Origin of the sequence: Pseudomonas guineae (assembly GCF_900113745.1) — a bacterium.
In the GTDB taxonomy this organism is placed as follows: domain Bacteria; phylum Pseudomonadota; class Gammaproteobacteria; order Pseudomonadales; family Pseudomonadaceae; genus Aquipseudomonas; species Aquipseudomonas guineae.
The window spans coordinates 85,763-107,845 of sequence record NZ_FOQL01000006.1 but is presented as its reverse complement, the minus strand read 5'-3'; the positions used below and the strand labels follow the sequence as shown (position 1 = coordinate 107,845).

Sequence of the window (22,083 nt, the reverse complement as noted above, 5' to 3'; positions counted from 1 at the left end):
CTGCTACAGCTCGACGCGCAACTGATGCGCAGCCCCGTCCAGCGCTACCTTGATGTGCCCTTGTGTGCAGTCGAGTACTTGCTCGTCCAGCCAGGCCTGGCGTATGCCCTGGCTACGCTGCGCCGGGTTACTCAGCTCAATCTGGTAACGGCTGTCACCCAGACGGATACACGCGCTGAAGCCCGGCCAGTCGGCTGGGATGCACGGTTCGAGCAGCAGCCAATCACCTTCACGGCGAATGCCGAGAATCCCCTCAATGCCGGCGCGGTACATCCAACCGGCGGCACCGGTGTACCAGGTCCAGCCGCCACGGCCGATATGCGGCGCCACCGCGTAAACATCGGCCGCGAGCACATAGGGTTCGACCTTGTAGCGTTGGCTAGCCTCAGGGTTAAGGCTGTGGTTGATCGGGTTGACCAGATCAAACAGGGCGAAGGCCTGCTGCGCTGAGCCGAGCCGGCAGTAGGCCAGAATCGCCCACATCGCCGCGTGGCTGTATTGCCCGCCGTTTTCGCGCAGGCCTGGCGGGTAGCCCTTGATATAACCGGGCTCCAGCGGGGTTGTGTCGAAGGGTGGGGTGAACAGCAGGGCGATGCCGTCGTCCTCGCGAACCAGCTGGCGCTGCAATGAGGCCATGGCCATATTCGCGCGCACTGGGTCGGCACCCTCGGACAATACCGCCCAGGATTGAGCAATGGAGTCGATCTGGCACTCCGTGTTCTGTGCTGAGCCGAGCCAGGTGCCGTCATCGAAGGTCGCGCGGCGGTACCACTGGCCGTCCCAGGCATGCGCTTGCAGCGCGTTACGCAGTGCCTCGGCGTGCGCCTGCCAACGTGCCGCGCGGGCGCTGTCATGCACCTCGGCATAGGGCGCAAACAGGGCGATGGTGCGCAGCAGCAGCCAACCCAGCCAGACGCTTTCGCCTTTGCCGTGTTCGCCAACGCGGTTCATGCCGTCGTTCCAGTCACCGCCACCCATCAGCGGCAGACCCAGTTCGCCAGTCAGTTGCAGGCATTGGTCCAGGCCGCGGGCGCAGTGCTCAAACAGCGAGGCGGGCGCATCCGCTTGCATGGGTTGGAAGAATGCATCGTGCTCGGCGGCCGCCAGTTGTGGGCCTTCAAGAAAATCCACTGGCTCATCGAGAATCACCGTATCGGCCGTGCTCTGGATGTATTGGGCCGTGGCATAGGCCAGCCACACGCGATCATCGGAGATGCGCGTGCGCACGCCCTGACCGGAATGCGGCAGCCACCAGTGCTGCACATCGCCTTCAATAAACTGACGGCTGGCGGCGCGCAGAATATGCCGGCGGGTCATTTCTGGGCTGGCGAACGTCAGGGCCATGCCGTCCTGCAACTGGTCGCGGAAGCCATAGGCGCCGCTGGCTTGGTAGAACGCCGAGCGCGCCCAGATACGGCACGCCAGAGTTTGATAGAGCAGCCAGCCATTGAGCATGATGTCCATGGCGCGGCTTGGGGTCTGCACTTGTACGGCGCCCAATAGCTGCTGCCAGTGCGCCTGCACTTCTGCCAGTACGGCGTCCAGGTCGGCCTGGCGGTAGCGTTTAATCAAGGCGCTGGCCTTCTGTTCGCTGGTGCATTGGCCGAGTAGCCAGAGCACTTCGGTGCTTTCTCCAGGCTGCAGTTCCAGCTCGCATTGCAGTGCCGTGCAGGGGTCGAGCCCGGCACCCAGATTGCCGCTAAGCGCTGTTTGCCGGGCGAGGGCCGCCGGTTGCGCGAGGCTGCCATTGCGCCCGATAAACTCGCAGCGGTCGGCGGTCCAACTGCTCTGCTGACCGCCCAGGTCGCTGAAAGCGCTGCGCCCGGCGAAGGCAATGCTCCAGCGGTTGCGTACCAGGATCGCCCCCGTGGCGGCGTCCTGCCGGCTGACGATAAACGCTGCGCTGGCCGCCCGTGTGGTGCCGAGTACCCACTCGGCATAGGCGCTAACGCTTAGCCGCCGTGGGCGGTCGGAGAGGTTGCGCAGGGTCAGCCGAGAAATTTTGATCGGGTCATGCAACGGCACGTACTGCAGCAATTCCATGGCGATGCCACCGGCCTGGTGGCTGAAACGGCTGTAGCCAAAGCCGTGGCGGGCTTCGTAGTGGCCGCTGTCACGCAGCGGTTGGGCTGTGGGGCTGTAGAGCGCCAGGCTGTCTTCGTCGCGCACATACAAGGCTTCGCCGGGTGGATCGCTGACCGGGTCGTTGGACCAAGGCGTGAGCTGATTCTCCCGGCTATTGTCGGCCCAGGTGTAGCCGCTGCCTTCAGCCGAGACCTGAAAACCGAACTGCGCATTGGCGATCACATTGATCCACGGCGCCGGGGTATTGCTCCAGGCGTCTAGGTGCACCACGTACTCGCGGCCATCCAGGTCGAAGCCACCCAGGCCATTGTCAAACTCCAGCAGGTCAGGCAGCGGCTGCGCGCGGTGCACGGCGATGTGCTCTGCATGTTGATTGCCGGCGCTGGCTGGCAGCGGTGGGGTGATGGGTTGAATCCGCGCCAGCTGTTCGGACACCGGCCCGCGATGCGCCACTAGCAGCACCCGTGCCACCGCTTGCAAGCGCTCGCGGAATTCACCCGTGAGCAAGTCGGCGCGCAATACAAACACCGAGCCCTGCGCCAGTTCGGTGGCAAAACGTGGGCGTGATTGGCTGCTGCGCACGGCCGTCTCGATGGCCACTTGCAAATCCTGCAGGTAGGAGGAGGCATGCTCGTTGATGATTACCAAGTCCACTGCCAGGCGCTTCATCCGCCAGTACTCGTGGGCGCGCAGCAGCTGCCTTACCTGAGCGATGTCTTCGGCGTCGGCGATGCGCAGCAGCACAATCGGCAGGTCGCCGGAAATCCCCTGTGACCACAGCCCGTCCTGGCTCCCTAAACCGCGTAGCAGGCTGGCAGCCGGTGCGCGAAAGCGTGAGTCGGCATAGAGGATGGGTGCCGCCAAGCACTGAAAGTCGGCGGCTTCGGCGGCGTGCATATCAAGGTGACGCAGTTCCACCTGGGCTTGGGTCCAGGCCAGCGTTTTTGCCCGCTCAAAGGCGCTGCGGTCATGGTGCTTGTCGATCAGGTCGAGCAACTCCTCACGCGAGGGCGCCACCAGCGTCCAGAACGCCACGCGGGCGATTTTTCCTGGGCCAACCAGCACACGCTGGCGCAGCGAGAAGATCGGGTCGAGCACCGTGCCAACGGTGTTGGACAGGTGCTGGCCCCGGCGGATGACCGCCGCCGCATGCAGCGCGCAACTGCGCCCGAGAAAGCGTGCCCGGTCGGACTCATACTGCGGCACGGCGCTCAGTTGACCTTCGACCACGGCAAAGTGCGCGGCCCAGATTGGCTGTTCACTGGCGCTACGCGGCCGGCGCGTGGCAATCAGTGCGGCAAAGGCGGGCAGGTATTCGGTGACCACAAACAGTTTGGAAAACGCCGGGTGAGCGTTGTCGCTGGCGGCGCTGGCCAGCACCAGTTCGGCATAGGAGGTCAGTTCTATTTCTCGCGCCACCCGGCCGCTGTTAGTCAGCGAGACGCGGCGCACTTCACCGTCATCTTCGCCGGATACCAAGATTTCTAGGGTGGTACTGAGGTTGCCGTCTTGGCGGCTGTAGCTGGCGTAGTCCTCGGCGAACACCACTTCGTTGTAGGGCATGTCACTGCTGGGTTGCGCACCAAGGGACCAGTGACTGTCGTTCTGCGTGTCCCAGAGGAAGATGAATGAACCATGGTGGTCGCGGGTGCTGTCTTCCTGCCAGCGGGTGATGGCAATGTCGCGCCAGCGGCTGTAGCCCGCGCCACTGGCGGTGAGCATCACGCTGTAACGACCGTTGCTGAGCAGGTGGGTGGTCGGTGGGTTATCGCTGAAGTGGTTGAGTCGGCGTTCGCTAGGCTGGCCGCAATCGCCCTCTGTGGCGCAGGCGTCGACTTCCTCGGCGCGTGGGTGGGCGACCGCGACATTGCGCGGCATGCGTTCTTGGAGCAACAGTTCGCAAGCTTGAATCATCGGTTCACGGTGAAAGCGCGCGCGCATCTGGCCGTCATGCAGGGTGTTCGCAATGGCGACAATGCTCATGCCCTGATGGTGGGCCATAAAGTTGCGCACGATGGCGTAGGGTTGGTCATCCGGCAGGCGCTTAGGGGTGAAGTCCAGCGCTTCGTAGTAGCCATAGCGCCCCAGTGCGCCCATCTTGGCCAAGCGTTGATAGTTGGCCAGCGCGGCCTGTGGATCGGCCATGGTCGCCAGCCCAGTGGCGTACGGGGCAATCACGCGGTTGGCTGATAAGCCGCGTTTGAGGCCCAGGCCCGGTACGCCGAAGTTCGAATACTGGTAGGTCAGCTCCAGGTCGCGGGCGTTATAAGCCGACTCGGAGATGCCCCAGGGAATGCCCAAGGTATTTCCGTATTCGGCTTGGCGCGCCACCACTAAACGGTTGGTCTGCTCCAACAGGCTGCCAGCCGGCGCGCGCATCACCAGTGACGGCATCAGGTACTCGAACATCGAGCCTGACCAAGAAATCAGCGCCGAGCCGTTGCCCAGCGGTGTCGCGGTGCGGCCCAGACGAAACCAGTGGCGGGTGCTGACATCGCCCTTGGCAATGGCGAACAGGCTGGCCAGGCGTGCTTCGGAGGCGAGCAGGTCATAGCAGCTGCTGTCCAGGCTGTTGTCGCTCAGGCAGAAGCCGATCGACAGCAGTTTGCGTTCAGGCTCCAGTAAGAAGGCGAAATCCATGGCCAGGGCCATGCTGCGCGCCTGCTCGGCGACGGCGCGCAAGCGTTGTTGCAGGTCCGTGCGCTCGGCGTCGCTCAGTTGTGCATCGTGCTGCAGATCGGCCAGGGCTTGGCTCAGGGCTTGCAGCCAGAACAACAGGTCGGCAACGTGGTCATCGCTGTCGAGTGGGCCGTTGCCTCCGGCGAGTTGGGCGGCTTTATCGCTCAGCCGCAGCAAGACGGGGAACAGGCCGCTCAGGGGTTGAACACCGCTTAGCGCGACGTCGATCTGCAGCAGTAGCTCATGCAGTTGCTGGCCTCGCTCACTGCGACTTAACGGCAGGGTGGCCAATGCGGCGCTGGCCAGTTGCAGGGTGTCGTGCAGGCCTTGGCGCGCATCGCTGCTGACGGGCGCTTGGAGCCATTCTTCGCAGGCATTGGCGACTACGAGCAAGTGGCCGGCTAAGTTGCCGCTGTCCACGGAGGACACATAGATCGGGGCCAGCGGCCGTAAATCCTGGGTGTCGTACCAGTTAAAGAAGTGCCCGCGGTGGCGCTGCAATTGCGCCATTACCGCCAGGGTCGCTTGCAGGCGGGCGAGGCAGCGCTGAGTGCCGGCCCAGCCAAAGTCGCGGGCTGCAACAACGCACAACAGGTACAGGCCCATATTGGTTGGCGAGGTGCGGTGGGCAATGACGGGTTTCGGGTCTTCTTGGAAATTATCCGGCGGCAGTTGATTTTCCGCCGCGTTGACGAAGGTTTCGAAGAAGCGCCAGGTGCGCCGCGCAATCAGGCGTAGCTCAGTGGTTTTTGCCGGGTCGACCAGCAGGCGTTTGGCCACCCGCGGCGAACGGCTAACCTGCAAAGCAATCGCCGGTGCGCTGAGCCAAAGCAGAGCGAACGGCAGCAGCACCAGCCAGCTCGCCGGCGACCATGCCAGGGCTAGGCCGCACAGCAGCAGGCCGAGCAACGTGCCGCCGAGCATGCCGCGGTAGAAGCCCAGCAGTTTTAGCCGTGGGCTGATCGCGGTTTGCGCGGCGGTGGTCCATTCCAACAGGTGGCGGCGGCTGATCAGCAGGCGGGATAGGGTGCGGCTGATGGCATCGAGCATGCGCCAGCTCTGGTCAGCGAGAAAGGTCAGGGTTAGCGCGCTTTGCAGCAGGGCCAGCAGTAGGTCATCGCGCAGCTTGGCCAGGTGGCTGCGCCAGCGAATACCGGCGCGCGCGGGCAGCAGGCCGAAGCACAGTGGCAGTAGGGCGGGGATCAGCAGGCTGGCGACCAGCAATAGGCTGGCGGTCAGCGCGGCGGGCAGCGGCAGCAGCCAGCTCACGGCCAGCGCCGCGAGGGTGGCCGGCGCCAACACAGAGCGGCGCAGGTTATCGAGCATCTTCCAGCGGCCGCTGCTCGGGAGTGCACGCGCGCCTCTGAATGGCCCGAGAAGCCACGGCAACAGTTGCCAGTCGCCACGGGTCCAGCGGTGTTGGCGCTTGCTGGCAACGTCGTAACGCGAAGGGAATTCTTCGACCACTTCGATATCCGAGGCCAGTCCGGCGCGGGCGAAGACGCCCTCAAACAGGTCATGGCTAAGCATGCTGTTTTCCGTCACTCGTCCGGCCAGTGACGCCTCGAAGGCATCAATGTCGTAGATGCCTTTGCCGGTAAAGGAGCCTTCGCCGAACAGGTCTTGGTAAACGTCGGACACGGCAGCGGCGTAGGGGTCCATGCCGCCGGGGCTGGAAAATACCTTTTGATACAGCGACCCTTCGCGTTGCAAGGGCAGCGAAGGCGTCACCCGTGGCTGCAAAATTGCGTAACCGCCGACTACCCGCTGCAGCCGCTGACTAAAGCGAGGTTGATTCAGCGGGTGAGCCATTTTGCCGATCAAGCGTAGGGCCGCATCGCGCGGTAGGCGGGTGTCGGCATCCAGGGTGATGACATAACGCACGGCGGCGGGCACGCGTTGGGTCAGCCCCGGCACCGGGATAAAGCTGGTGTCGTCGGCACCGCGCAGCAAACGGTTGAGCTCGTGCAGCTTGCCGCGTTTGCGCTCCCAGCCCATCCAGACGTTTTCGCTGGGGTTGAACTGACGGCGCCGGTGCAGCAGCAGGAAACGGCTACCGGCCACGCCCGGCCCATAGCGTAGGTTGAGCTGGCCAATGGCGTGGCTGGCCAGTTGCAGCAAGGCTGCGTCGCCGGGCAACTGCTCCTGCGCAGCATCCAGACCGTCGGTAAGTAGGGCGAAGGTGAGGTCGCCGCCGTCGCCGGAGAGGTGATGCACTTCCAGGCGTTCGATTTGTTCCAGCAGGTCGGCCTCGCTGCCCAATAGGGTCGGTACCGCAATCAGCGTGCGCAGGCGGCTGGGTACGCCGTCAATCAGTTCCAGGCCCGGCAAGCCCATGGCGCCGAAGTTGGCACTGACCGCACGGTTGACCAGCGCGGTGGCCACTTCGCTGGCCGGCAGAAAACCCAGCAAACCAAGCGCGAGCAGCCAGCCGGCACTGACGCCCTGGCCGGCCAACACATATAACGCCAGGCCGAGCAGCAAGCAGGCCAGGCTGACGATCGCGGCCACATAGCCGGGCATCCCGAGGCGGATATGGCCCCGGCTGATGCGCAGGCGCAGCGGTGGGCGAAAGTCGATGCGTTGCTCCAGGGCCAGGCGACCCTCGGCGATCAAGTGGTAGCCGGGGTCGCTGAGGCGTGGGTCATCGTCATCCGCGTGGCGGGCATGCGCCTGATGCGCGGCCTGCAGGGCCTGTTCGGCAACCTCCAGCTCGGTGCAGGCGCTGCCGCGGGCCAGTTGTTCAATGGCGCTGCGGTACAGGTTGCGGGTGGCGAAGTCCATCGCGGCAAAGTCGCTGCCGGCGGCCAGGCGTGCATCAACCAGGCTGACACTCTCAAACAGCAGCGCCCAGTCGATGGAGGAGATTAGGCGCATGCTGTTGATGATATTGCGTACGCTAAGGTTGGACGCCCCCTGACGTTGCTGGGCGTGCTGCACCACCTCATCGATATTGCTGCCTTGGGCACCAAGGCGTTCTTCCAGCCAGCCCAGCGTCGGCGTGGTGAGCGGGTCGTGGTCGCGCAGGCGCTTGGCCAATTGCGCGGCAAACGACTCGTTCAAGGCCGTGCGTGAACGTATGTTGAGTTCCTTATCCGTCAGATCATGCGCCGCGCCTTTCTCTAGCAAGCGATTGGCCAGGGCATCGGCCTCTTCGCGCGCGCTGAGCCCGAGGCTAATTTGATCGGCCAGACGGCGTAGGTTTTCGATCAGCACAATGCGTAGGGTGATCGCTACGGCCCACAACTCGCCAATGGTCAGGGGCTGCACCTGCTGATAGGCGGTTAGATAGCGCTGCAGGATCTCCGGGTCGAAGTGGCTATCGGTGTGGGCGATAAACGCCCAGGCCAGGCCGAGTACCCGTGGGTAGCCGGCAAAGGGTCCTGCGGCCAGTTTTGGTAGTTGGCGGTAATAACCGGGTGGCAGGTCATCGCGTATTTCGCGGATCTGCTCTTCCACTAAGTGGTAGTTGTCCAACAGCCATTCTGCCGCCGGTACTACGCCACGCCCGTTGGCCAGTTCGGCCGCGCTGGCGCGATAGACGGCCAGCAGCACCTTGGCGTTGTCGTTCAGGCGCCTATGCAGGGACAGCACCCGCGGCGGATGGGCGCTGACCGTTTGCGCAGCAGCCAAGGTGCTGGCGTGTTGTTCGAGGCGTTCGATGCCGAACAATTCTTCGCGCACCGGGGTGTGATCGCGCCATGGCGAGGAGGCAGCACGGCTGAATAAAGCGGTGAAGACTGAGGTCATGGGGCGCGGTTCCAGCCATCATTGGCGTGCGCGACGGGTGCCGATAAACGAAACCCATCTGATAGACCGCGACAGCGGACCTACGAAGTCACGATTGCTGTGCCCCTGTTACTTCGTCGTGCTGGTTTTGCGTATCGGCCGTTATGGTCGGCCAACAGCCAAGCCCCGGGTGCCGTGATGGCCGGGATGAACCTGCACCATCGGGAAGAATGCTGTCGCAGCATTATCACTACCCTACAGCAGCGCCCAGGTGAGCTCTGTTCGCTAGCGGACATAGGTGTAAGTCAGCAGGGCCGACGCGTAGCAGGTCGTCGATGGCTCTTAGCGAAGTTGTGCTTCGGCCAGGCTTAGGCTGCGTGGAATGCGCGTGGCGTCCCAGTGCTCGCTGGCCCAACGCAGCAGCTCAGCGGGCTGGCCGTAACTGGCGTCGTCCGGCACTCGCTGGCCGAGTGCGCGCAGGGCGCGGATCAACAGCAGGCTGGCCTGATCGGCCGGTAACGGGGGCGAGCGGTAAGATTTGCCCAGCTTGTGGCCATCCGGCTGAGTAATCAGCGGCACATGCAGGTAGCGCGGCTGCGAAAAACCAAGTAGCTCCTGCAGGTACAGCTGACGCGGGGTGGAGTCGAGCAGATCGGCGCCGCGGACAATATCGGTCACGCCCTGCCAGGCATCATCGAGCACCACCGCCAGCTGGTAGGCAAACAAACCATCGCGGCGACGAATAATAAAGTCACCACCTTCACGACCAAGGTGCTGACGATAATCGCCTTGTACGCGGTCGTTAAAGTGATAGACCAGCTCAGGCACACGCAGGCGAATCGCCGCGTCCACAACGCTATGGCCCGCATTGCGGCAGTTACCGGGATAGATACCCTGGCTGCCTTCCAGCTGCTTGCGCGAGCAGGTGCAAGCGTAGGCCAGGCCTTGGCTGAGCAAGCGCTCGACCAGCGTGGCGTAGTGGTCATGGCGTTCACTTTGGCGCACCAGTTCGCCATCCCACTCGAAACCGTAGCTCTCCAGCGCGTTTAGGATGGCTGCTTGGGCGCCTGCCACTTCACGCGGCGGGTCGAGGTCTTCCATGCGCAGCAGCCAGCGGCCGTTTACCGCACGCGCATCAAGATAGGACGCAAGCGCCGCGACCAGTGAGCCGAAGTGCAGGTAACCGCTGGGGGTGGGGGCGAAGCGGCCGATATAGGCAGGTGGGTTCATACGGTGCTGCGCATAATAAAAGACAGAAACAACAAGGGGTGCCGAAGCACCCCTTGGGTTAGGTCAGGAACCGACCTGTTTTTCCTTGATTTCCGCCAGCGTCTTGCAGTCAATGCACAAGGTCGCAGTAGGGCGGGCTTCAAGTCGGCGGATGCCGATTTCTACGCCGCAGGAATCGCACCAGCCGTAGTCGTTGTCTTCAATCAGTTGCATGGTCTGATCGATCTTCTTGATCAGCTTGCGTTCACGATCACGGGCGCGTAGTTCCAGGCTGAATTCTTCTTCCTGGCTGGCACGGTCCGCTGGATCAGGGAAATTAGCTGCTTCGTCCTGCATGTGGTGCACAGTACGATCAACTTCCTGCATCAATTCCAGCTTCCACTTGTTAAGGATGCCGGTGAAGTGGGCGCGCATCGGCTCACTCATGTATTCCTCGCCCTTTGTTTCTTTGTAGGGCTCAAAACCACGAATCAGTTGGCTGCTTTTTGCTTTTGCTTTGGTGGGCATGGATGACCGCCTCTCACTCTTCTAATCCACTGCGCAGGACGGTGTCCCTTACCGATTTTATTCGGCCCTGCGGCTGTAAAGCGGGCGAACTTACCAGAACAACTCACCCCGCGCCACTCCCGGTTGTCGAAGCCGTGTCGGGTATGCTTTAGAATCCGCCTCTTAATTCAGATCAAGGCAGCACCATGGCCCAGTCCTACAGTGCGCGCAGCCGCGCCATAGAACCCTTTCACGTGATGGCGCTGCTGGCCCGGGCCAATCAATTACAGGCTGATGGTCATGATGTGATTCACCTGGAAATCGGCGAGCCAGACTTCACTACGGCCGCGCCGATTGTCGCCGCCGGGCAGGCCGCACTGGCCAATGGGCATACCCGTTATACCGCCGCGCGCGGTTTGCCGGCCCTGCGCGAAGCGATTTCAGGCTTCTACGCCGAGCGTTATCGCCTGAATATCGACCCGCAACGCATCCTGATTACCCCCGGTGGCTCGGGCGCTTTGCTGCTGGCCACCAGCCTGCTGGTTGATCCCGGCAAACACTGGTTGCTGGCTGATCCGGGTTACCCCTGTAACCGGCACTTCCTAAGGTTGGTCGAGGGTGCCGCGCAGCTGGTGCCGGTAGGTCCTGAGGTGCGTTATCAGCTGACCCCCGACTTGGTGGCGCGTTATTGGGATCAGGGCAGTGTTGGTGCATTGGTGGCATCCCCGGCGAACCCGACCGGCACCTTGCTCAGCCGTGATGAGCTGGGCGGCCTATCCCAGGCGCTGAAAGCGCGTGGCGGGCATTTGGTGGTGGATGAGATCTACCACGGCCTGACCTACGGTGTAGATGCCGCCAGTGTATTAGAAGTCGACGACGAGGCCTTTGTGCTCAACAGCTTCTCTAAATACTTCGGCATGACCGGCTGGCGTCTCGGCTGGTTAGTCGCGCCCCCGGCCGCCGTGCCGGAGCTGGAGAAACTGGCGCAGAACCTCTATATCAGCGCGCCAAGCATGGCCCAGCACGCCGCGCTGGCATGCTTTGCGCCGCAGACCCTAGAGATCCTCGAGCAGCGTCGCCACGAATTCCAACGTCGCCGCGACTTCCTCTTGCCGGCGCTGCGCGACTTAGGCTTCAAAATCGCCGTGGAGCCGGAAGGCGCTTTCTATTTATATGCCGACATCAGCGCCTTTGGCGGTGATGCCTTTGCCTTCTGCCAGCACTTCCTCGAAACCGAGCATGTGGCCTTTACCCCTGGCCTGGATTTCGGTCGCTACCTGGCCACTCAGCATGTGCGCTTTTCCTACACGCAGGACTTGCCGCGCCTGCAGCAGGCGGTTGACCGCATTGCCCGTGGCCTAAAAACCTGGAAGCCCCATGGAGTTTGATCCGCCGCTGGAAGAGGGGCGGCTGCTGCGCCGCTATAAGCGTTTTCTCGCTGATATAGAGACCGCAAGTGGCGAGTTGCTGACCATCCACTGCGCCAATACCGGCTCGATGCTCAACTGCATGAGCGACGGCGCGCGCATCTGGTTTAGCCGCAGCAACGACCCCAAGCGCAAGTTGCCGGGCACCTGGGAAATTGGCGAAACACCCCATGGGCGCCTCGCGGTGATCAACACCGCCCGGGCCAATGCGCTGGTGGAAGAAGCGCTGCGCGCCGGGTTAATTGCCGAGCTAAATGGGTTTACTAACCTCAAGCGCGAAGTGCCGTATGGCCAGGAGCGCAGCCGTATCGACTTTCGCCTGGACTATCCAGAGGGGCCGGCGTTCATCGAAGTTAAGAGCGTCACCCTGGGGTTTGCCGACACTCGTGTTGCCGCCTTTCCCGATGCGCGCACCGAACGCGGCAGCAAGCACCTGCGCGAACTGGCTGCGTTGGCCCGTGAAGGGGTGCGTGCGGTGCAACTGTATTGCGTCAATTTGAGCGATATCGAGGCGGTGCGTCCGGCCGAGGAAATCGACCCAGCCTATGCCGCCGCGCTGCGTGAGGCGGTGAGTGCCGGTGTGGAAGTGTTGGCCTACGGCGCAGTGATCAGTGCGCAGGACGTGCGGCTGATCAAGCGTCTGGATGTGCTGTTGTAGGCGGGATTTTCGGCTCTGGCATTCTGCTTCGCGATCCACAGGGATGTGGTGAATGCCGCAGACCCGCCGGGTGCGGCCCTACCTTTCTACTGCCGTAGCCGCGGCAACAGCGGTGGAACGCTCGCCGCTAAAGCGCCTCCCACAGCGGTTCATGTCAATACTGGGTTCTGCCGGCCGGTAACTCTTGCTCAGGCAGCATGGCGCTGATCAGCGTGATATGCAGAGAAGCTGTGTTCATTGCAGCTGTGTCCGCTGCTGTTATATAGCGACTGTGACGCTTTGATTGCGTTTGCATTTCAGTCGAGCAGTTCGATCAGTTGCTGGCGCAGCCAGGTGTGCGCCGAGTCGAGATGCTGCTGGTGATGCCATATCAGGCTGACCTGCACGGGTGGCATATCGAAGGGCAGCGCTGCAATTTCCAACGCATGCACCGGGGCAAAAGCCTCGGCCAGGCGCGCGGGCACGGTGCCGAGCAGGTCGGTCTGGGCCACGATGGCCGGGATCGGCAAATAGTTGGGCAAATGCAGCGCCGCCTGCCGGCGCACCCTGGCCGAGCCGAGGACGATTTCCAGCGGCGAGCCACGCCCGGCGCGCGGCGTCACCGTGATATGCCGGGCCTGTTGGTAATCCTCCAGGCTCAGCCCGCCGGCAAAGGCCGGGTGCCCGGCGCGGCCGATTGCCACCAGCGGTTCTTCACGCAGCGGCGCGTAGTGCAGGTCGGGTGAATCGAAGTGCAGGTAGTCGATGGCCAAATCCAGCGCGCCGCTTTCCAGTCGCTGCACCAGGCTGTCGGCATCATCGGCTTGCACCAGCAGCTCGACCTGGGGAGCGCTGCGCGCCAGATGCGCCTGCAACATGGGCAGCAGCGCGGCCTGGGCATAGTCGTTGAGGGACAGGCTGAAGGCGTGCGCCGTTTGCGGATCAAACGGCTCAGCAGGGCCCAGTCCGGTCTGCAGCAAGCGCAGGGCCTGGCGCACGGGTACATACAAGGAATGAGCGCGAGCGGTGGGCGTCATGCCGCGGGCGGTGCGCAGGAACAGTTCTTCACCCAGTTGTTGGCGCAGGCGGGCGAGGGCATTGCTTACCGTCGACTGGCTCAGGTGCAGGCGCTCGGCGGCGCGGGTCAAGTTGCCTTCCTGCATCAGCGCATCGAAGACCAGCAACAGGTTGAGATCGAGCTGACGTAAATTCGCTATCAAGAATAATGCTCTTTTAAAATATCCATTATCCGAATGATCTAGCCGCGCCTAGACTGCTGTCAATCCGCACAGGAGTACCACCGTGGCTTATAACAACGACAATGCCCAGGCTTTCCGCGCACGTTATCGGGATGCCATTCATCCGCTGTACAACCCCTGGCTGCATGCCGCCTTTGTGCTGGCCTACGGTCTTACCTGCGTGGGCCTGCTGTGGCACACCCTGGATGCGGTAGCGCTCTGGGAGTGGCTGCTGGTGCCGCTGAGCTTGGTGTTTTTTAGCTGGGGCGAGTATCAGGTGCATAAGCGCCTGGGGCACAACAAGACGCGCTTCGGCCAGCTGTTCTACAAGCGCCATACCGGTGATCATCACAGCTTCTTTGTTGAAGGCCAAATGCGCTACGAGACGCTGCGCGATTGGCGGGTGATCCTCTTTCCTGCCTGGTTGATCGTGCTCTATAGCCTGCCATTGCTGGGCGTCTGGTGGTTGCTGAGCCATATCGACGGCAACCTCGCCGCGCTGTTCGCCGGCAGCATGCTGTTGGGATATATAAGCTATGAGGTGGTGCACGCCTGCGAGCATCTGCCGGCTGAGCATCCCGTTGCGCGGCTGCCGGGGATTCGTCAGATGCGCCGCCTGCATGCGCTGCACCATCGGCGTGAGCTGATGCATTCGCGCAATTTCGGCATTGTCCATCCACTGATGGACTGGCTCTACGGCACCCTGCACTGGGAACCGGAGCCCACTTATCAGCAGAACCGTCAGCAGCACCGCATTCGACTTACCCGTCCGGCGGACGCAGTGCTGAGCTATGCCGCTGCTCCGGCGCATTGGCCTGAGTGGCATCCATCATCCTTGCGCATCTACGGTCGCGAGGGCGCGTTGCTCGCCGACGAAGTATTTGAGGAGGACATCCACGCCGGCGGACGCACCGGTCATCTACGCTGGGACGTGCTCGACTATCAGCCTGCCCGCTGCTGGCAGGCCAGCGCGCGTGGCGATCACGGCCTAGGGCTGTTGCTGACCTACGAGTGCATAGCGGTGGAGGGTGGTTGCGAGTTCGTGCGCACTTTGGAGTACGGCTTCGACGGCGGGCTGATGCGCCTAGCCAATCGTCTGCTGCTAAGCCGGCGCATTGAGCGCGAATCCCAGGCATCCATGCAGGCGCTGCGCGCGGTACTTGAGCGCAGTCAGCCTGCACAGTAGAACTCAGGGAGCGGGCGTTAGCGCCTGCTCCTGGCGTTCATGCACCCAGAACACCGTGGCGCCGGCCACTGCAGCCGGCATCATCAGGATATTCAGCCCTGGCACCAGCAGTGCCGCGTAGGTGATGCCGCCAAAGCCCAGGCTCTGCCAGCGCTTCTCGCGCAGCCAGGCGAGCATGTCTTGCCAGCTCATCTTGTTGTTATCGGCGGGGTAATCGATGTATTGGATCGCCATCATCCACACGCCGAACAGCAGCCACAGCGGTGCGGCGATGATGTTGAGCACCGGAATAAAGGTCAGGATCAGCAGGGCGATGGCACGTGGCAGAAAGTAGCCCAGTTTGCGCATCTCGCGGCTCAGGGTGCGCGGCACCATGGCCATTAGTTCAGCCCAGCTAAACGGCGGAAATTCATCCTGGCCGCGCACCACTATTTCGACCTTCTCCGCGAGAAAGCCGTTAAAGGGTGCGGCGATGATGTTGGCCAGCAAAGTGAAGGTAAAAAACACCATCAGCAGCACCAGCACCACAAACAGCGGCCACAACACATATTCAAGAAAGCTCAGCCAGCTCGGCAGGCTCGGCATAAAGGTGTCGACCCAGCCGCCAAACTGCTGCACCGCCACGCCAATCAGCGCGGTAAACAGCAGCAGGTTGATGCTCAGGGGCAGCAGCACGAACAGTCGCAAGCCAGGGCTCAAGACCAGTTTTAGGCCTTCGCTTAAGTATTGCGGGCCAGTTAGCACGGGGGCAGACATGGGAGTGTTTCCATGGGAGTGAAGTCGCGCCGACCTTACCGGCTTTGCGGGTCAGGGGAAAGCGCATGCAACGTGCGCTAACGATTGCCTGGCCGGCCATAGGGCTTGTCTATGCCTTGCATTGGTAAAGCATATTTCCGCCCTGCTGTGGTCGGGCATAGGCTGCGCAACATCCCTTTGTAGGGTTTCCAACTGTATTACCCGCCTCTGGTGTTTGTTGGAGCCCCTCTTTAAATTGTCGCCGGCATTGCCGGAAGGAATTGCTGATGTCTACCAACCGTCATGCCCGCGTGATCATTCTGGGTTCCGGCCCTGCCGGCTATAGCGCCGCGGTGTATGCCGCACGGGCCAATCTCAAGCCGCTGCTGATCACTGGCCTGCAAGCCGGCGGCCAACTGACCACGACCACTGAGGTGGATAACTGGCCCGGTGATGTCCATGGCCTGACCGGGCCTGCGCTGATGCAGCGTATGCAGGAGCATGCCGAGCGCTTCGAAACTGAGATTGTCTACGACCACATCAATGCCGTGGACCTGGCCGGTAAGATGTTTACCTTGCTTGGCGACAGCGGCACCTACAGCTGCGATGCGTTGATCATTGCTACCGGTGCCAGCGCGCGTTACTTGGGGCTGCCCAGCGAAGAGCGTTTTATGGGTAAGGGTGTCTCGGCCTGTGCCACCTGTGATGGGTTTTTCTACCGTAACCGCGAAGTGGCGGTGGTCGGCGGTGGTAACACTGCAGTAGAAGAGGCGCTGTACCTGGCTAATATCGCCAGCAAGGTGACCTTGGTGCACCGCCGCGAAAGCTTCCGCGCCGAAAAAATCCTGCAGGACAAGCTGCAGGCGCGAATAGCCGAAGGCAAGATTGTGCTCAAGCTCAATGCCGAAGTGGACGAAGTGCTCGGTGACGACATGGGCGTGACTGGCGTGCGGCTGAAGAATAACGATGGCAGTCATACTGAATTGACTGTCGATGGCCTGTTCGTCGCCATCGGCCATACGCCGAACACCTCGTTGTTTGAGGGGCAGTTGGCGCTCAAGGATGGCTATCTGGTAGTCAGCGGCGGGCGCGAGGGCAATGCCACCGCCACCAGTATCCCGGGCGTATTTGCTGCGGGCGATGTAGCGGATCATGTCTACCGTCAGGCCATTACTTCCGCCGGTGCTGGCTGCATGGCGGCATTGGATGTGGAGCGTTATCTCGACGACCAGTAAGCCCGTAAACGCAATACGCCTCGATTAAGTCGAGGCGTATTGCCGTCTGCATGCTGCTCAGACCCAGGTATTCAGCTTGAGGTCCCTTGAACTCAAACGCAGGAACTGGTCGCTGGCCTTGATCAGCAGCGCGTGTTCGTCGACGGTCAGTTCGCGGCTTTTCCGGCCCTGTGATTCGCTGCGGTAGAGGGTTTGCCCGCGTTCTTCGCGCAGGCGTTGGTAACGCTGGCTGCGCGCCTCGACCTTGAATGTCAGCAGGTCAACGTAGGCCACCTGCATGTCTGCGCTCTCTCCGATTTCCAGGGCGCAGCGTTGCAATGCGGGGGTGTGGGTGAAGGGCGAGTCGGAGAGCATCACCTGCTGGCATTCGCTGAGGTCTGGGCGCTGTTCACCGTTATGGAACCAGTTGCCACGGATGTCACGTTTGAGGTTGAGGTGGCGCTGTCCATGGTTATCGACCTTTAGCCACAAGCGGCGAAAGCGCCAGCGCGGATCACAGTTGAGCATGTAAGTGGCGGCAATGCTGTTGCCGCGCAGGCTCTGCATCAAATGGCTGGTGGCATCGATGCCGTGTTCATCGATGTTCAGGCGCAGATTTTCCACGCCAGGGTTATGCCATGGTTTCCATACCAAGGACTGTTGCATCTAGCGACTCCAAGCCAGGGAGGTTCGGGAGACCGAAAAGAGCACTGGCGACGTTGCACGACGCAGGTTTTCTAGTGGTCTTGTGCGATTAACGGCGCGCAGCTTAGAGCGATTCAAATGTGATGTCTGTCAGCTTTTGCCGACAGTTGTGCAAGTTTCTATGGCCTGCCATCCCTGGCGTGCACCCTGCGGGCCGTCGCTGCGCGACGTTAAAAATGGCTCCTGGCCATTTTTTGCGCGAGTGACTACAAGATTTTGCGTTGCAACGATGGCTGCTCGAAACGTATGCCGGCCAGGCCGGTGTCCATCAGGGCGCGGATATTGCCGTGATCATTGTCGCTAGGCGTAGCCAGTACGCTGCGATAGTGCTCGCCAAAGCACTGCAGGGTTTCTTCTAGGCTCAGGCTTTCGAGCAGCGCCAGGCCAAGCGTCTTGCAGGAGCCTTCGTTCTGCCCGGCGGCGTTTTCGACGGCGCCGTTGTGGAAAGTGCAGGGCTGGTACTGGTAGTGCTCGGCAATAAACGCAAGCGTCTCAGCGAAGGTGAAGTGCTCGCCGCGCAGTCTGGCGCGAAAGTCGTTCAGGGCGCTCATGCCTCTTTTCCTTTATTAAAAGCCGCTTGCTGTTCGGCGCTGGCTTCTTTCTGGTATTGGCTCTTCCACTCGGCATACGGCATGCCGTAAATCTCTTCGCGTGCTTGATCCATGGTGAGGTCGACGCCCGTGTCATCGGCTGCAGCCTTGAACCACTTGGACAGACAATTACGGCAGAAGCCGCTGAGGTTCATCATGTCGATGTTCTGCACATCAGGGCGTGAGCGCAGGTGTTGCACCAAGCTGCGAAAAGCGGCGGCTTCAAGTTCGAGACGTTGTTGATCGGTCATGGCGATGCTCTCTGTAGACAGGCAGGGGAGGCGTGGCGGGGATGATAGAAGGATGCCTGACGTGCGGCAACGGCCCCCGGCGCAGGGCGCGCCGGGAATCATGCGAATAGCAATGTGCAGCTGACTTAACGATGACCCGCGAGGGTGATGGACACCGACTCGGCGAAGCGCAGTGCGTGTAACTTATCCACTTCTACTTCTGCGTAACGCACTGCGGCGTTAACCATGACCAGGTCAAGAATCTCTTGGGTCATGCGCTCCAGCAGGGCAAAGCGATTTTCTTCGACGTGGCGAATTACCGCTTTAGTGATAGTGCGGTAATTCAGTGCGTGGTCGATATCGTTGTCACGTACGGCATCGGCGACAGGGTAGAGGATGGTCAGGTTGATCAACACGTCCTGCTTGTTGTTGATCTCCTCTTCCTTGATGCCGATGTAGGTGCGCAGGCGCAGGTCTTTGACGCGTATGCGCGCCATACCAGGTTCCAGTCTAGGCATTATTTGCCCCGTCCGATCAGTTGCAGGAATTCGTGACGAGTGTTGCAGGATTCGCGGAAGGCACCAAGCATCACCGAGGAGGTCATCACCGAGTTCTGCTTCTCCACGCCGCGCATCATCATGCACATGTGTTTGGCTTCGATCACCACAGCCACGCCGGCGGCATTAGTGACCTGCTGGATAGCGTCGGCAATCTGCTTGGTCAGGTTTTCCTGAATTTGTAAGCGGCGAGCGAACATGTCGACGATGCGTGCGACCTTGGACAAGCCGAGTACTTTGCCGGTCGGGATGTAGGCCACGTGGGCTTTACCAATGAACGGCAGCATGTGGTGCTCGCACAGCGAGTACAGCTCGATATCGCGGACGATCACCATTTCGTCGTTGTCCGACTCGAACAGGGCGCCGTTGACCACTTCTTCCAGGCTCTTGTGGTAGCCGTTGCACAGGTACTGCATAGCTTTGGCGGCGCGCTTAGGCGTATCCAGGAGGCCTTCGCGTTCTGGGTTTTCACCTACACCGAGGATGATTTCGCGGTAGTGATTGTTCATTTCTGGGTTCATTGCAAAGGTCCTCGCGACCAGGCTCATTTGAGATGGCGGCCGCCGTTGACAGTCAGTGTAGTGCCGGTCACGTAAGGGTTATCCAGCAGGTAGCGCAAGCTTTGGTAGATCACCAGCGGGCCGGGCTCGATGCCCAGAGCTGATTTTTTTAGGGATTTGTTGCGGTATTCGGCGTCATCGTCCGTGTTGAACATGATCAACGCGGGAGCAATGCCGTTGACTTTAATCTGTGGGGCGAAGCGGGCGGCAAATGACAAGGTCAAACTGTCGAGTCCGGCTTTGCTGGCGCAATAGGCCGGGCGGTTGGCGCTGCCTTTGCGGGCCACATCGTCACTGATATGAACGATGTCGGCTGGTGTTGAGCGCTCAAGCAGTGTTTGGCAATGCAGGTTAATCAGATAAGGCGCGAGCATGTGTACGTTGAACAGCTGAATAAAGGCTTCAGCTTCTTCACCAGGCACTTCGGCCAGCCAGTCGGAGGCGTTGTGCACGATGGCGCGCAAGCTGTCGGTGTGCTGCTTGAGTTGATCGATAAACGCCAAGATGCCGGCTTCGCTGGAAAAATCCGCCGGTAGCGCCAAAGCACCACGTTGCTTGAGGCGCTCGATGCCTTCGCGCTCGCTGCGGTAGGTGACGATTATTGAGTGACCGTCATCGAGTAAGCGTTCGGCGCAATACAAGCCGATGCGCTGGCTGGCTCCGGTGATCAAAATGGGGGCGGCGCTGACGCTCATGGTCGACTCGCAGATGTAGTTAAGGTGGGTTCAGCGACGCTGCGCCGGGATACCTGACCAGTAAGACGCGGCCTCGACTGAACCGAGATCAAAGTTATACCAGCATGGCTCTTTGTACAACCATGCGTGCTGTGCGTGTACTCGGCTTATTTTGGGTTTTTCGCCTATTTCATTGAGCTGCATCGATATTCTGAACAAAAGCAGGCTGAAATAAATTGTCCTTATCGTGTACAAGATAGGTTTTCTTGTACAGGTGTGGCGACATGAAGCCTTGGCAGTTGAGCATTGCAGTGCTGTGTGGGCGGGTAAGCCGTGTCGAGGTGCTGGCGTTGCGCTGTTGTGGTTATAGCGTACGGGTGGTTTTCCGCGCGGGCACCGTGCATACCCTTGAGTATGCAGCAGGGCTTCCGCTCTGGCCTGGACTGGCGCTGCTTAAGGAGCGCCTGCGCCGCTGTGGCATGCGCCAGATGCTTTTGCTGCAACCGGAAAGCCACGATGAAATCATCGGCAGGCCTGAGCTGCTTGAACCTGACCCAGGGTTGTGGCTTGCGCTGGGGTGACAGGCTCAGCGCGGGTCTTTGCTATTGCACTGATTGTTTGTGCAGCGTTGGCTGGCATCCGGGTGAGGCAGCCATGTCAGGTGAGGGCGTAATCGGCAGAACAGTCTATAACCGAACTCCAGCAAGGGCCGCAGTGCTGGCCAGGTCAACGGTGCAGCCCAGCGATCAAGGCCCGCGGCGCGCCAGCTCCACAATGTTGCATCCAGGCCGGTGACCCACTGGCCGTCGGCGAAGTGAGCATGCAGGCGGTTCTGCAGTGTTTCTTTGGAGTGACCGGTGGCTTCGGCCTGGAAGTCACTCTGGCTGATATCGATCAGGCTTAGGCGCTCGGTGCTGGCGCGCTTGCGCAGCAGTCGGATCTCGCGCGCGCAGAGCGGGCAATCACCGTCGTAATACAGAGTGAGTGGCCAGTGAGGTTGCTTATTCATGCGCTCAGCCTTTGTATAGGTTTTGTACAAAGTATGCGCTAAGTAGCTGAGTTACAATGCGCGCAACATTTTTCTGTGATATCTGCCCATGTCCGATCTCGTTGGTGCTTCGTCCCTGGTTTCGAGTGCCCTCAAGCAGGAAGAGTTATTTCCTATTCGTGAGGTCGCGCGCCTGACTGGCGTCAACCCGGTAACCCTGCGGGCGTGGGAGCGCCGTTATGGGCTAATCCAGCCAACCCGTACCGAGAGTGGCCATCGTCTTTATTCGCAGGTGGATATCGAGTCGGTGCGCAGCATCTTGGCCTGGATCGAGCGCGGCGTAGCGGTGAGTAAGGTCGGTAAGATTCTCGCCAAAAGCAGCTCGATCAAGTCTGCTAGTTCGCCGATCTATGAAGAGGTCAGCGCCAGTGAGTGGGGCGAGTGGCAGGCTCAGATGCGCCGGGCTATCAGCGCCTTCGATGAGGTGCGCCTGGATCAATTGTATGGTCAGGTATTCTCCAGCTATCCGTTACCAGTGGTGTTTCAGGACATCCTGATGCCGCTGTGGCAGGAGCTGTTACTGCGCCAGGACGACTATGGCCAGACCAGCGAGTGGCTGTTTCTCGACACCTTTCTGCGCGCCCGCACCCTGCAGCGCTTGCAAGTGTTGCGCACCCAGGTTGAGGAGCGAGTGCTGCTTGCGGCTTTGCCGGGCCATTGCCGTGAGCTTGAACTGCTGGTCGCTGGGCTGCTGCTCAGCAGTGCAGACACCGCCGTCAGTGTGCTCGGGCTCGGCCAGCCACTCGAAGAGCTAACCCTGATCTGCGAAAAGATGCAGCCCCAGGCGCTTGTGCTGTTCTCCAATCAGCCGCCCAGTGACGACCTGCCGAAGGTGCTTACGCGCTTGGCGCTGGCATTAAATTGCCCGCTGGTGATGGCTGGCGATGGTGCTGATTTGGCAGAAGAGAGCCTCAGTGGCTCGCCGATTGCGTGTCTGGGCAACGAAGGGCGCTTGATGCAGCGCCGCCTGCAGCAGTTTCTAGCCGGGCATCTGGATACCTAGTTCCGCTGCTTAATGTCCTCTGAATGACCCCGCTGCGTTCGCGTAGCGGGGTTTTCGTGTGCCTTCGGTT

18 protein-coding genes are annotated in these 22,083 nt (G+C 61.2%); 6 read left to right on the top strand and 12 right to left on the bottom strand.

The features are described from left to right. Nucleotides 1-3: 3 nt before the first annotated feature. The 3 genes from BMZ32_RS17915 to dksA all read right to left on the bottom strand — a co-directional run bounded on the left by BMZ32_RS17915 (nt 4) and on the right by dksA (nt 10,230). Nucleotides 4-8,514, bottom strand: coding sequence for a glycoside hydrolase family 94 protein (locus tag BMZ32_RS17915; protein WP_090244538.1), 8,511 nt, complete (start codon nt 8,512-8,514; stop codon nt 4-6). Between the two features lie 321 nt (nt 8,515-8,835). Then, nucleotides 8,836-9,723, bottom strand: coding sequence for a tRNA glutamyl-Q(34) synthetase GluQRS (gluQRS, locus tag BMZ32_RS17910; RefSeq protein WP_090244536.1), 888 nt, complete (start codon nt 9,721-9,723; stop codon nt 8,836-8,838). A 63-nt stretch (nt 9,724-9,786) separates the two neighbouring features. Then, nucleotides 9,787-10,230: an RNA polymerase-binding protein DksA gene (gene dksA, locus BMZ32_RS17905; RefSeq protein ID WP_090244534.1), complete on the bottom strand. Its 444-nt coding sequence runs from the start codon at nt 10,228-10,230 to the stop codon at nt 9,787-9,789. Between the two features lie 185 nt (nt 10,231-10,415). On the opposite strand from dksA, the gene BMZ32_RS17900 reads away from it, so the two are divergent. After that, entirely contained in the window at nt 10,416-11,597 is a 1,182-nt protein-coding gene (locus tag BMZ32_RS17900; RefSeq protein ID WP_090244532.1) for a pyridoxal phosphate-dependent aminotransferase, read from the top strand. After that, the gene (sfsA, locus tag BMZ32_RS17895; RefSeq protein WP_090244529.1) at nt 11,587-12,294 is read left to right on the top strand and encodes a DNA/RNA nuclease SfsA; all 708 of its coding nucleotides are present in this window, start codon (nt 11,587-11,589) and stop codon (nt 12,292-12,294) included. Before BMZ32_RS17900 ends, sfsA begins: the two co-directional genes overlap by 11 nt. Nucleotides 12,295-12,590: 296 nt before the next feature. Here sfsA and bsrA read toward each other — a convergent pair whose 3' ends face one another. Further along, the gene (gene bsrA, locus BMZ32_RS17890) at nt 12,591-13,493 is read right to left on the bottom strand and encodes a LysR family transcriptional regulator BsrA (protein WP_090244527.1); all 903 of its coding nucleotides are present in this window, start codon (nt 13,491-13,493) and stop codon (nt 12,591-12,593) included. 82 nt (nt 13,494-13,575) lie between these two features. Here bsrA and BMZ32_RS17885 point away from each other — a divergent pair, with 82 nt between their 5' ends. Next, nucleotides 13,576-14,697 carry an SRPBCC family protein gene (locus tag BMZ32_RS17885; RefSeq protein WP_090244525.1) on the top strand — a complete coding sequence of 374 codons (1,122 nt, stop codon included), beginning with the start codon at nt 13,576-13,578 and terminating at the stop codon, nt 14,695-14,697. 3 nt (nt 14,698-14,700) lie between these two features. On the opposite strand, the gene cysZ is transcribed toward BMZ32_RS17885, so the two are convergent. Continuing rightward, on the bottom strand, nt 14,701-15,453 hold the full coding sequence (gene cysZ, locus BMZ32_RS17880) for a sulfate transporter CysZ (protein ID WP_090244523.1): 753 nt from the start codon (nt 15,451-15,453) through the stop codon (nt 14,701-14,703). 266 nt (nt 15,454-15,719) lie between these two features. Here cysZ and trxB point away from each other — a divergent pair, with 266 nt between their 5' ends. Beyond that, the gene (gene trxB / locus BMZ32_RS17875) at nt 15,720-16,667 is read left to right on the top strand and encodes a thioredoxin-disulfide reductase (protein WP_090244521.1); all 948 of its coding nucleotides are present in this window, start codon (nt 15,720-15,722) and stop codon (nt 16,665-16,667) included. Between the two features lie 57 nt (nt 16,668-16,724). Here trxB and BMZ32_RS17870 read toward each other — a convergent pair whose 3' ends face one another. From BMZ32_RS17870 to folM, 6 genes are all read right to left on the bottom strand, one after another. Continuing rightward, nucleotides 16,725-17,312: a putative glycolipid-binding domain-containing protein gene (locus tag BMZ32_RS17870; RefSeq protein ID WP_090244519.1), complete on the bottom strand. Its 588-nt coding sequence runs from the start codon at nt 17,310-17,312 to the stop codon at nt 16,725-16,727. A gap of 245 nt (nt 17,313-17,557) precedes the next feature. Further along, entirely contained in the window at nt 17,558-17,902 is a 345-nt protein-coding gene (locus BMZ32_RS17865) for a HopJ type III effector protein (RefSeq protein ID WP_090244517.1), read from the bottom strand. Beyond that, on the bottom strand, nt 17,899-18,192 hold the full coding sequence (locus BMZ32_RS17860) for a DUF1244 domain-containing protein (RefSeq protein ID WP_090244515.1): 294 nt from the start codon (nt 18,190-18,192) through the stop codon (nt 17,899-17,901). The genes BMZ32_RS17865 and BMZ32_RS17860 overlap by 4 nt, the downstream gene beginning before the upstream one ends. Before the next feature lie 125 nt (nt 18,193-18,317). Then, nucleotides 18,318-18,689, bottom strand: a complete 372-nt coding sequence (gene folX / locus BMZ32_RS17855; protein ID WP_090244513.1) for a dihydroneopterin triphosphate 2'-epimerase — start codon at nt 18,687-18,689, stop codon at nt 18,318-18,320. Continuing rightward, entirely contained in the window at nt 18,689-19,249 is a 561-nt protein-coding gene (gene folE, locus BMZ32_RS17850; RefSeq protein WP_090244511.1) for a GTP cyclohydrolase I FolE, read from the bottom strand. The genes folX and folE overlap by 1 nt, the downstream gene beginning before the upstream one ends. Nucleotides 19,250-19,272: 23 nt before the next feature. Next, nucleotides 19,273-19,983 carry a dihydromonapterin reductase gene (folM, locus tag BMZ32_RS17845; protein ID WP_090244508.1) on the bottom strand — a complete coding sequence of 237 codons (711 nt, stop codon included), beginning with the start codon at nt 19,981-19,983 and terminating at the stop codon, nt 19,273-19,275. Nucleotides 19,984-20,246: 263 nt separating this feature from the next. Here folM and BMZ32_RS17840 point away from each other — a divergent pair, with 263 nt between their 5' ends. Next, nucleotides 20,247-20,543 carry a DUF6482 family protein gene (locus tag BMZ32_RS17840; RefSeq protein WP_090244506.1) on the top strand — a complete coding sequence of 99 codons (297 nt, stop codon included), beginning with the start codon at nt 20,247-20,249 and terminating at the stop codon, nt 20,541-20,543. A 5-nt stretch (nt 20,544-20,548) separates the two neighbouring features. Here the strand turns inward: BMZ32_RS17840 and BMZ32_RS17835 are convergent, their stop codons facing one another. Next, the gene (locus BMZ32_RS17835) at nt 20,549-20,971 is read right to left on the bottom strand and encodes a thiol-disulfide oxidoreductase DCC family protein (RefSeq protein WP_090244505.1); all 423 of its coding nucleotides are present in this window, start codon (nt 20,969-20,971) and stop codon (nt 20,549-20,551) included. 88 nt (nt 20,972-21,059) lie between these two features. Between BMZ32_RS17835 and BMZ32_RS17830 the strand changes: the two genes are divergently transcribed. Continuing rightward, on the top strand, nt 21,060-22,013 hold the full coding sequence (locus BMZ32_RS17830) for a MerR family transcriptional regulator (protein WP_090244504.1): 954 nt from the start codon (nt 21,060-21,062) through the stop codon (nt 22,011-22,013). Nucleotides 22,014-22,083 lie beyond the last annotated feature (70 nt).

Coding starts and splice junctions, on each gene's coding strand:
- sfsA (WP_090244529.1), top strand. CDS start 11,587: ATGGAGTTTGATCCGCCGCTGGAAGAGGGGCGGCTGCTGCGCCGCTAT.
- BMZ32_RS17865 (WP_090244517.1), bottom strand. CDS start 17,902: ATGAGCGCCCTGAACGACTTTCGCGCCAGACTGCGCGGCGAGCACTTC.
- folE (WP_090244511.1), bottom strand. CDS start 19,249: ATGAACCCAGAAATGAACAATCACTACCGCGAAATCATCCTCGGTGTA.
- BMZ32_RS17870 (WP_090244519.1), bottom strand. CDS start 17,312: ATGCAACAGTCCTTGGTATGGAAACCATGGCATAACCCTGGCGTGGAA.
- cysZ (WP_090244523.1), bottom strand. CDS start 15,453: ATGTCTGCCCCCGTGCTAACTGGCCCGCAATACTTAAGCGAAGGCCTA.
- BMZ32_RS17840 (WP_090244506.1), top strand. CDS start 20,247: ATGAAGCCTTGGCAGTTGAGCATTGCAGTGCTGTGTGGGCGGGTAAGC.
- folM (WP_090244508.1), bottom strand. CDS start 19,983: ATGAGCGTCAGCGCCGCCCCCATTTTGATCACCGGAGCCAGCCAGCGC.
- BMZ32_RS17915 (WP_090244538.1), bottom strand. CDS start 8,514: ATGACCTCAGTCTTCACCGCTTTATTCAGCCGTGCTGCCTCCTCGCCA.
- BMZ32_RS17860 (WP_090244515.1), bottom strand. CDS start 18,192: ATGACCGATCAACAACGTCTCGAACTTGAAGCCGCCGCTTTTCGCAGC.
- BMZ32_RS17830 (WP_090244504.1), top strand. CDS start 21,060: ATGTCCGATCTCGTTGGTGCTTCGTCCCTGGTTTCGAGTGCCCTCAAG.
- BMZ32_RS17835 (WP_090244505.1), bottom strand. CDS start 20,971: ATGAATAAGCAACCTCACTGGCCACTCACTCTGTATTACGACGGTGAT.
- BMZ32_RS17900 (WP_090244532.1), top strand. CDS start 10,416: ATGGCCCAGTCCTACAGTGCGCGCAGCCGCGCCATAGAACCCTTTCAC.
- gluQRS (WP_090244536.1), bottom strand. CDS start 9,723: ATGAACCCACCTGCCTATATCGGCCGCTTCGCCCCCACCCCCAGCGGT.
- dksA (WP_090244534.1), bottom strand. CDS start 10,230: ATGCCCACCAAAGCAAAAGCAAAAAGCAGCCAACTGATTCGTGGTTTT.
- folX (WP_090244513.1), bottom strand. CDS start 18,689: ATGCCTAGACTGGAACCTGGTATGGCGCGCATACGCGTCAAAGACCTG.
- trxB (WP_090244521.1), top strand. CDS start 15,720: ATGTCTACCAACCGTCATGCCCGCGTGATCATTCTGGGTTCCGGCCCT.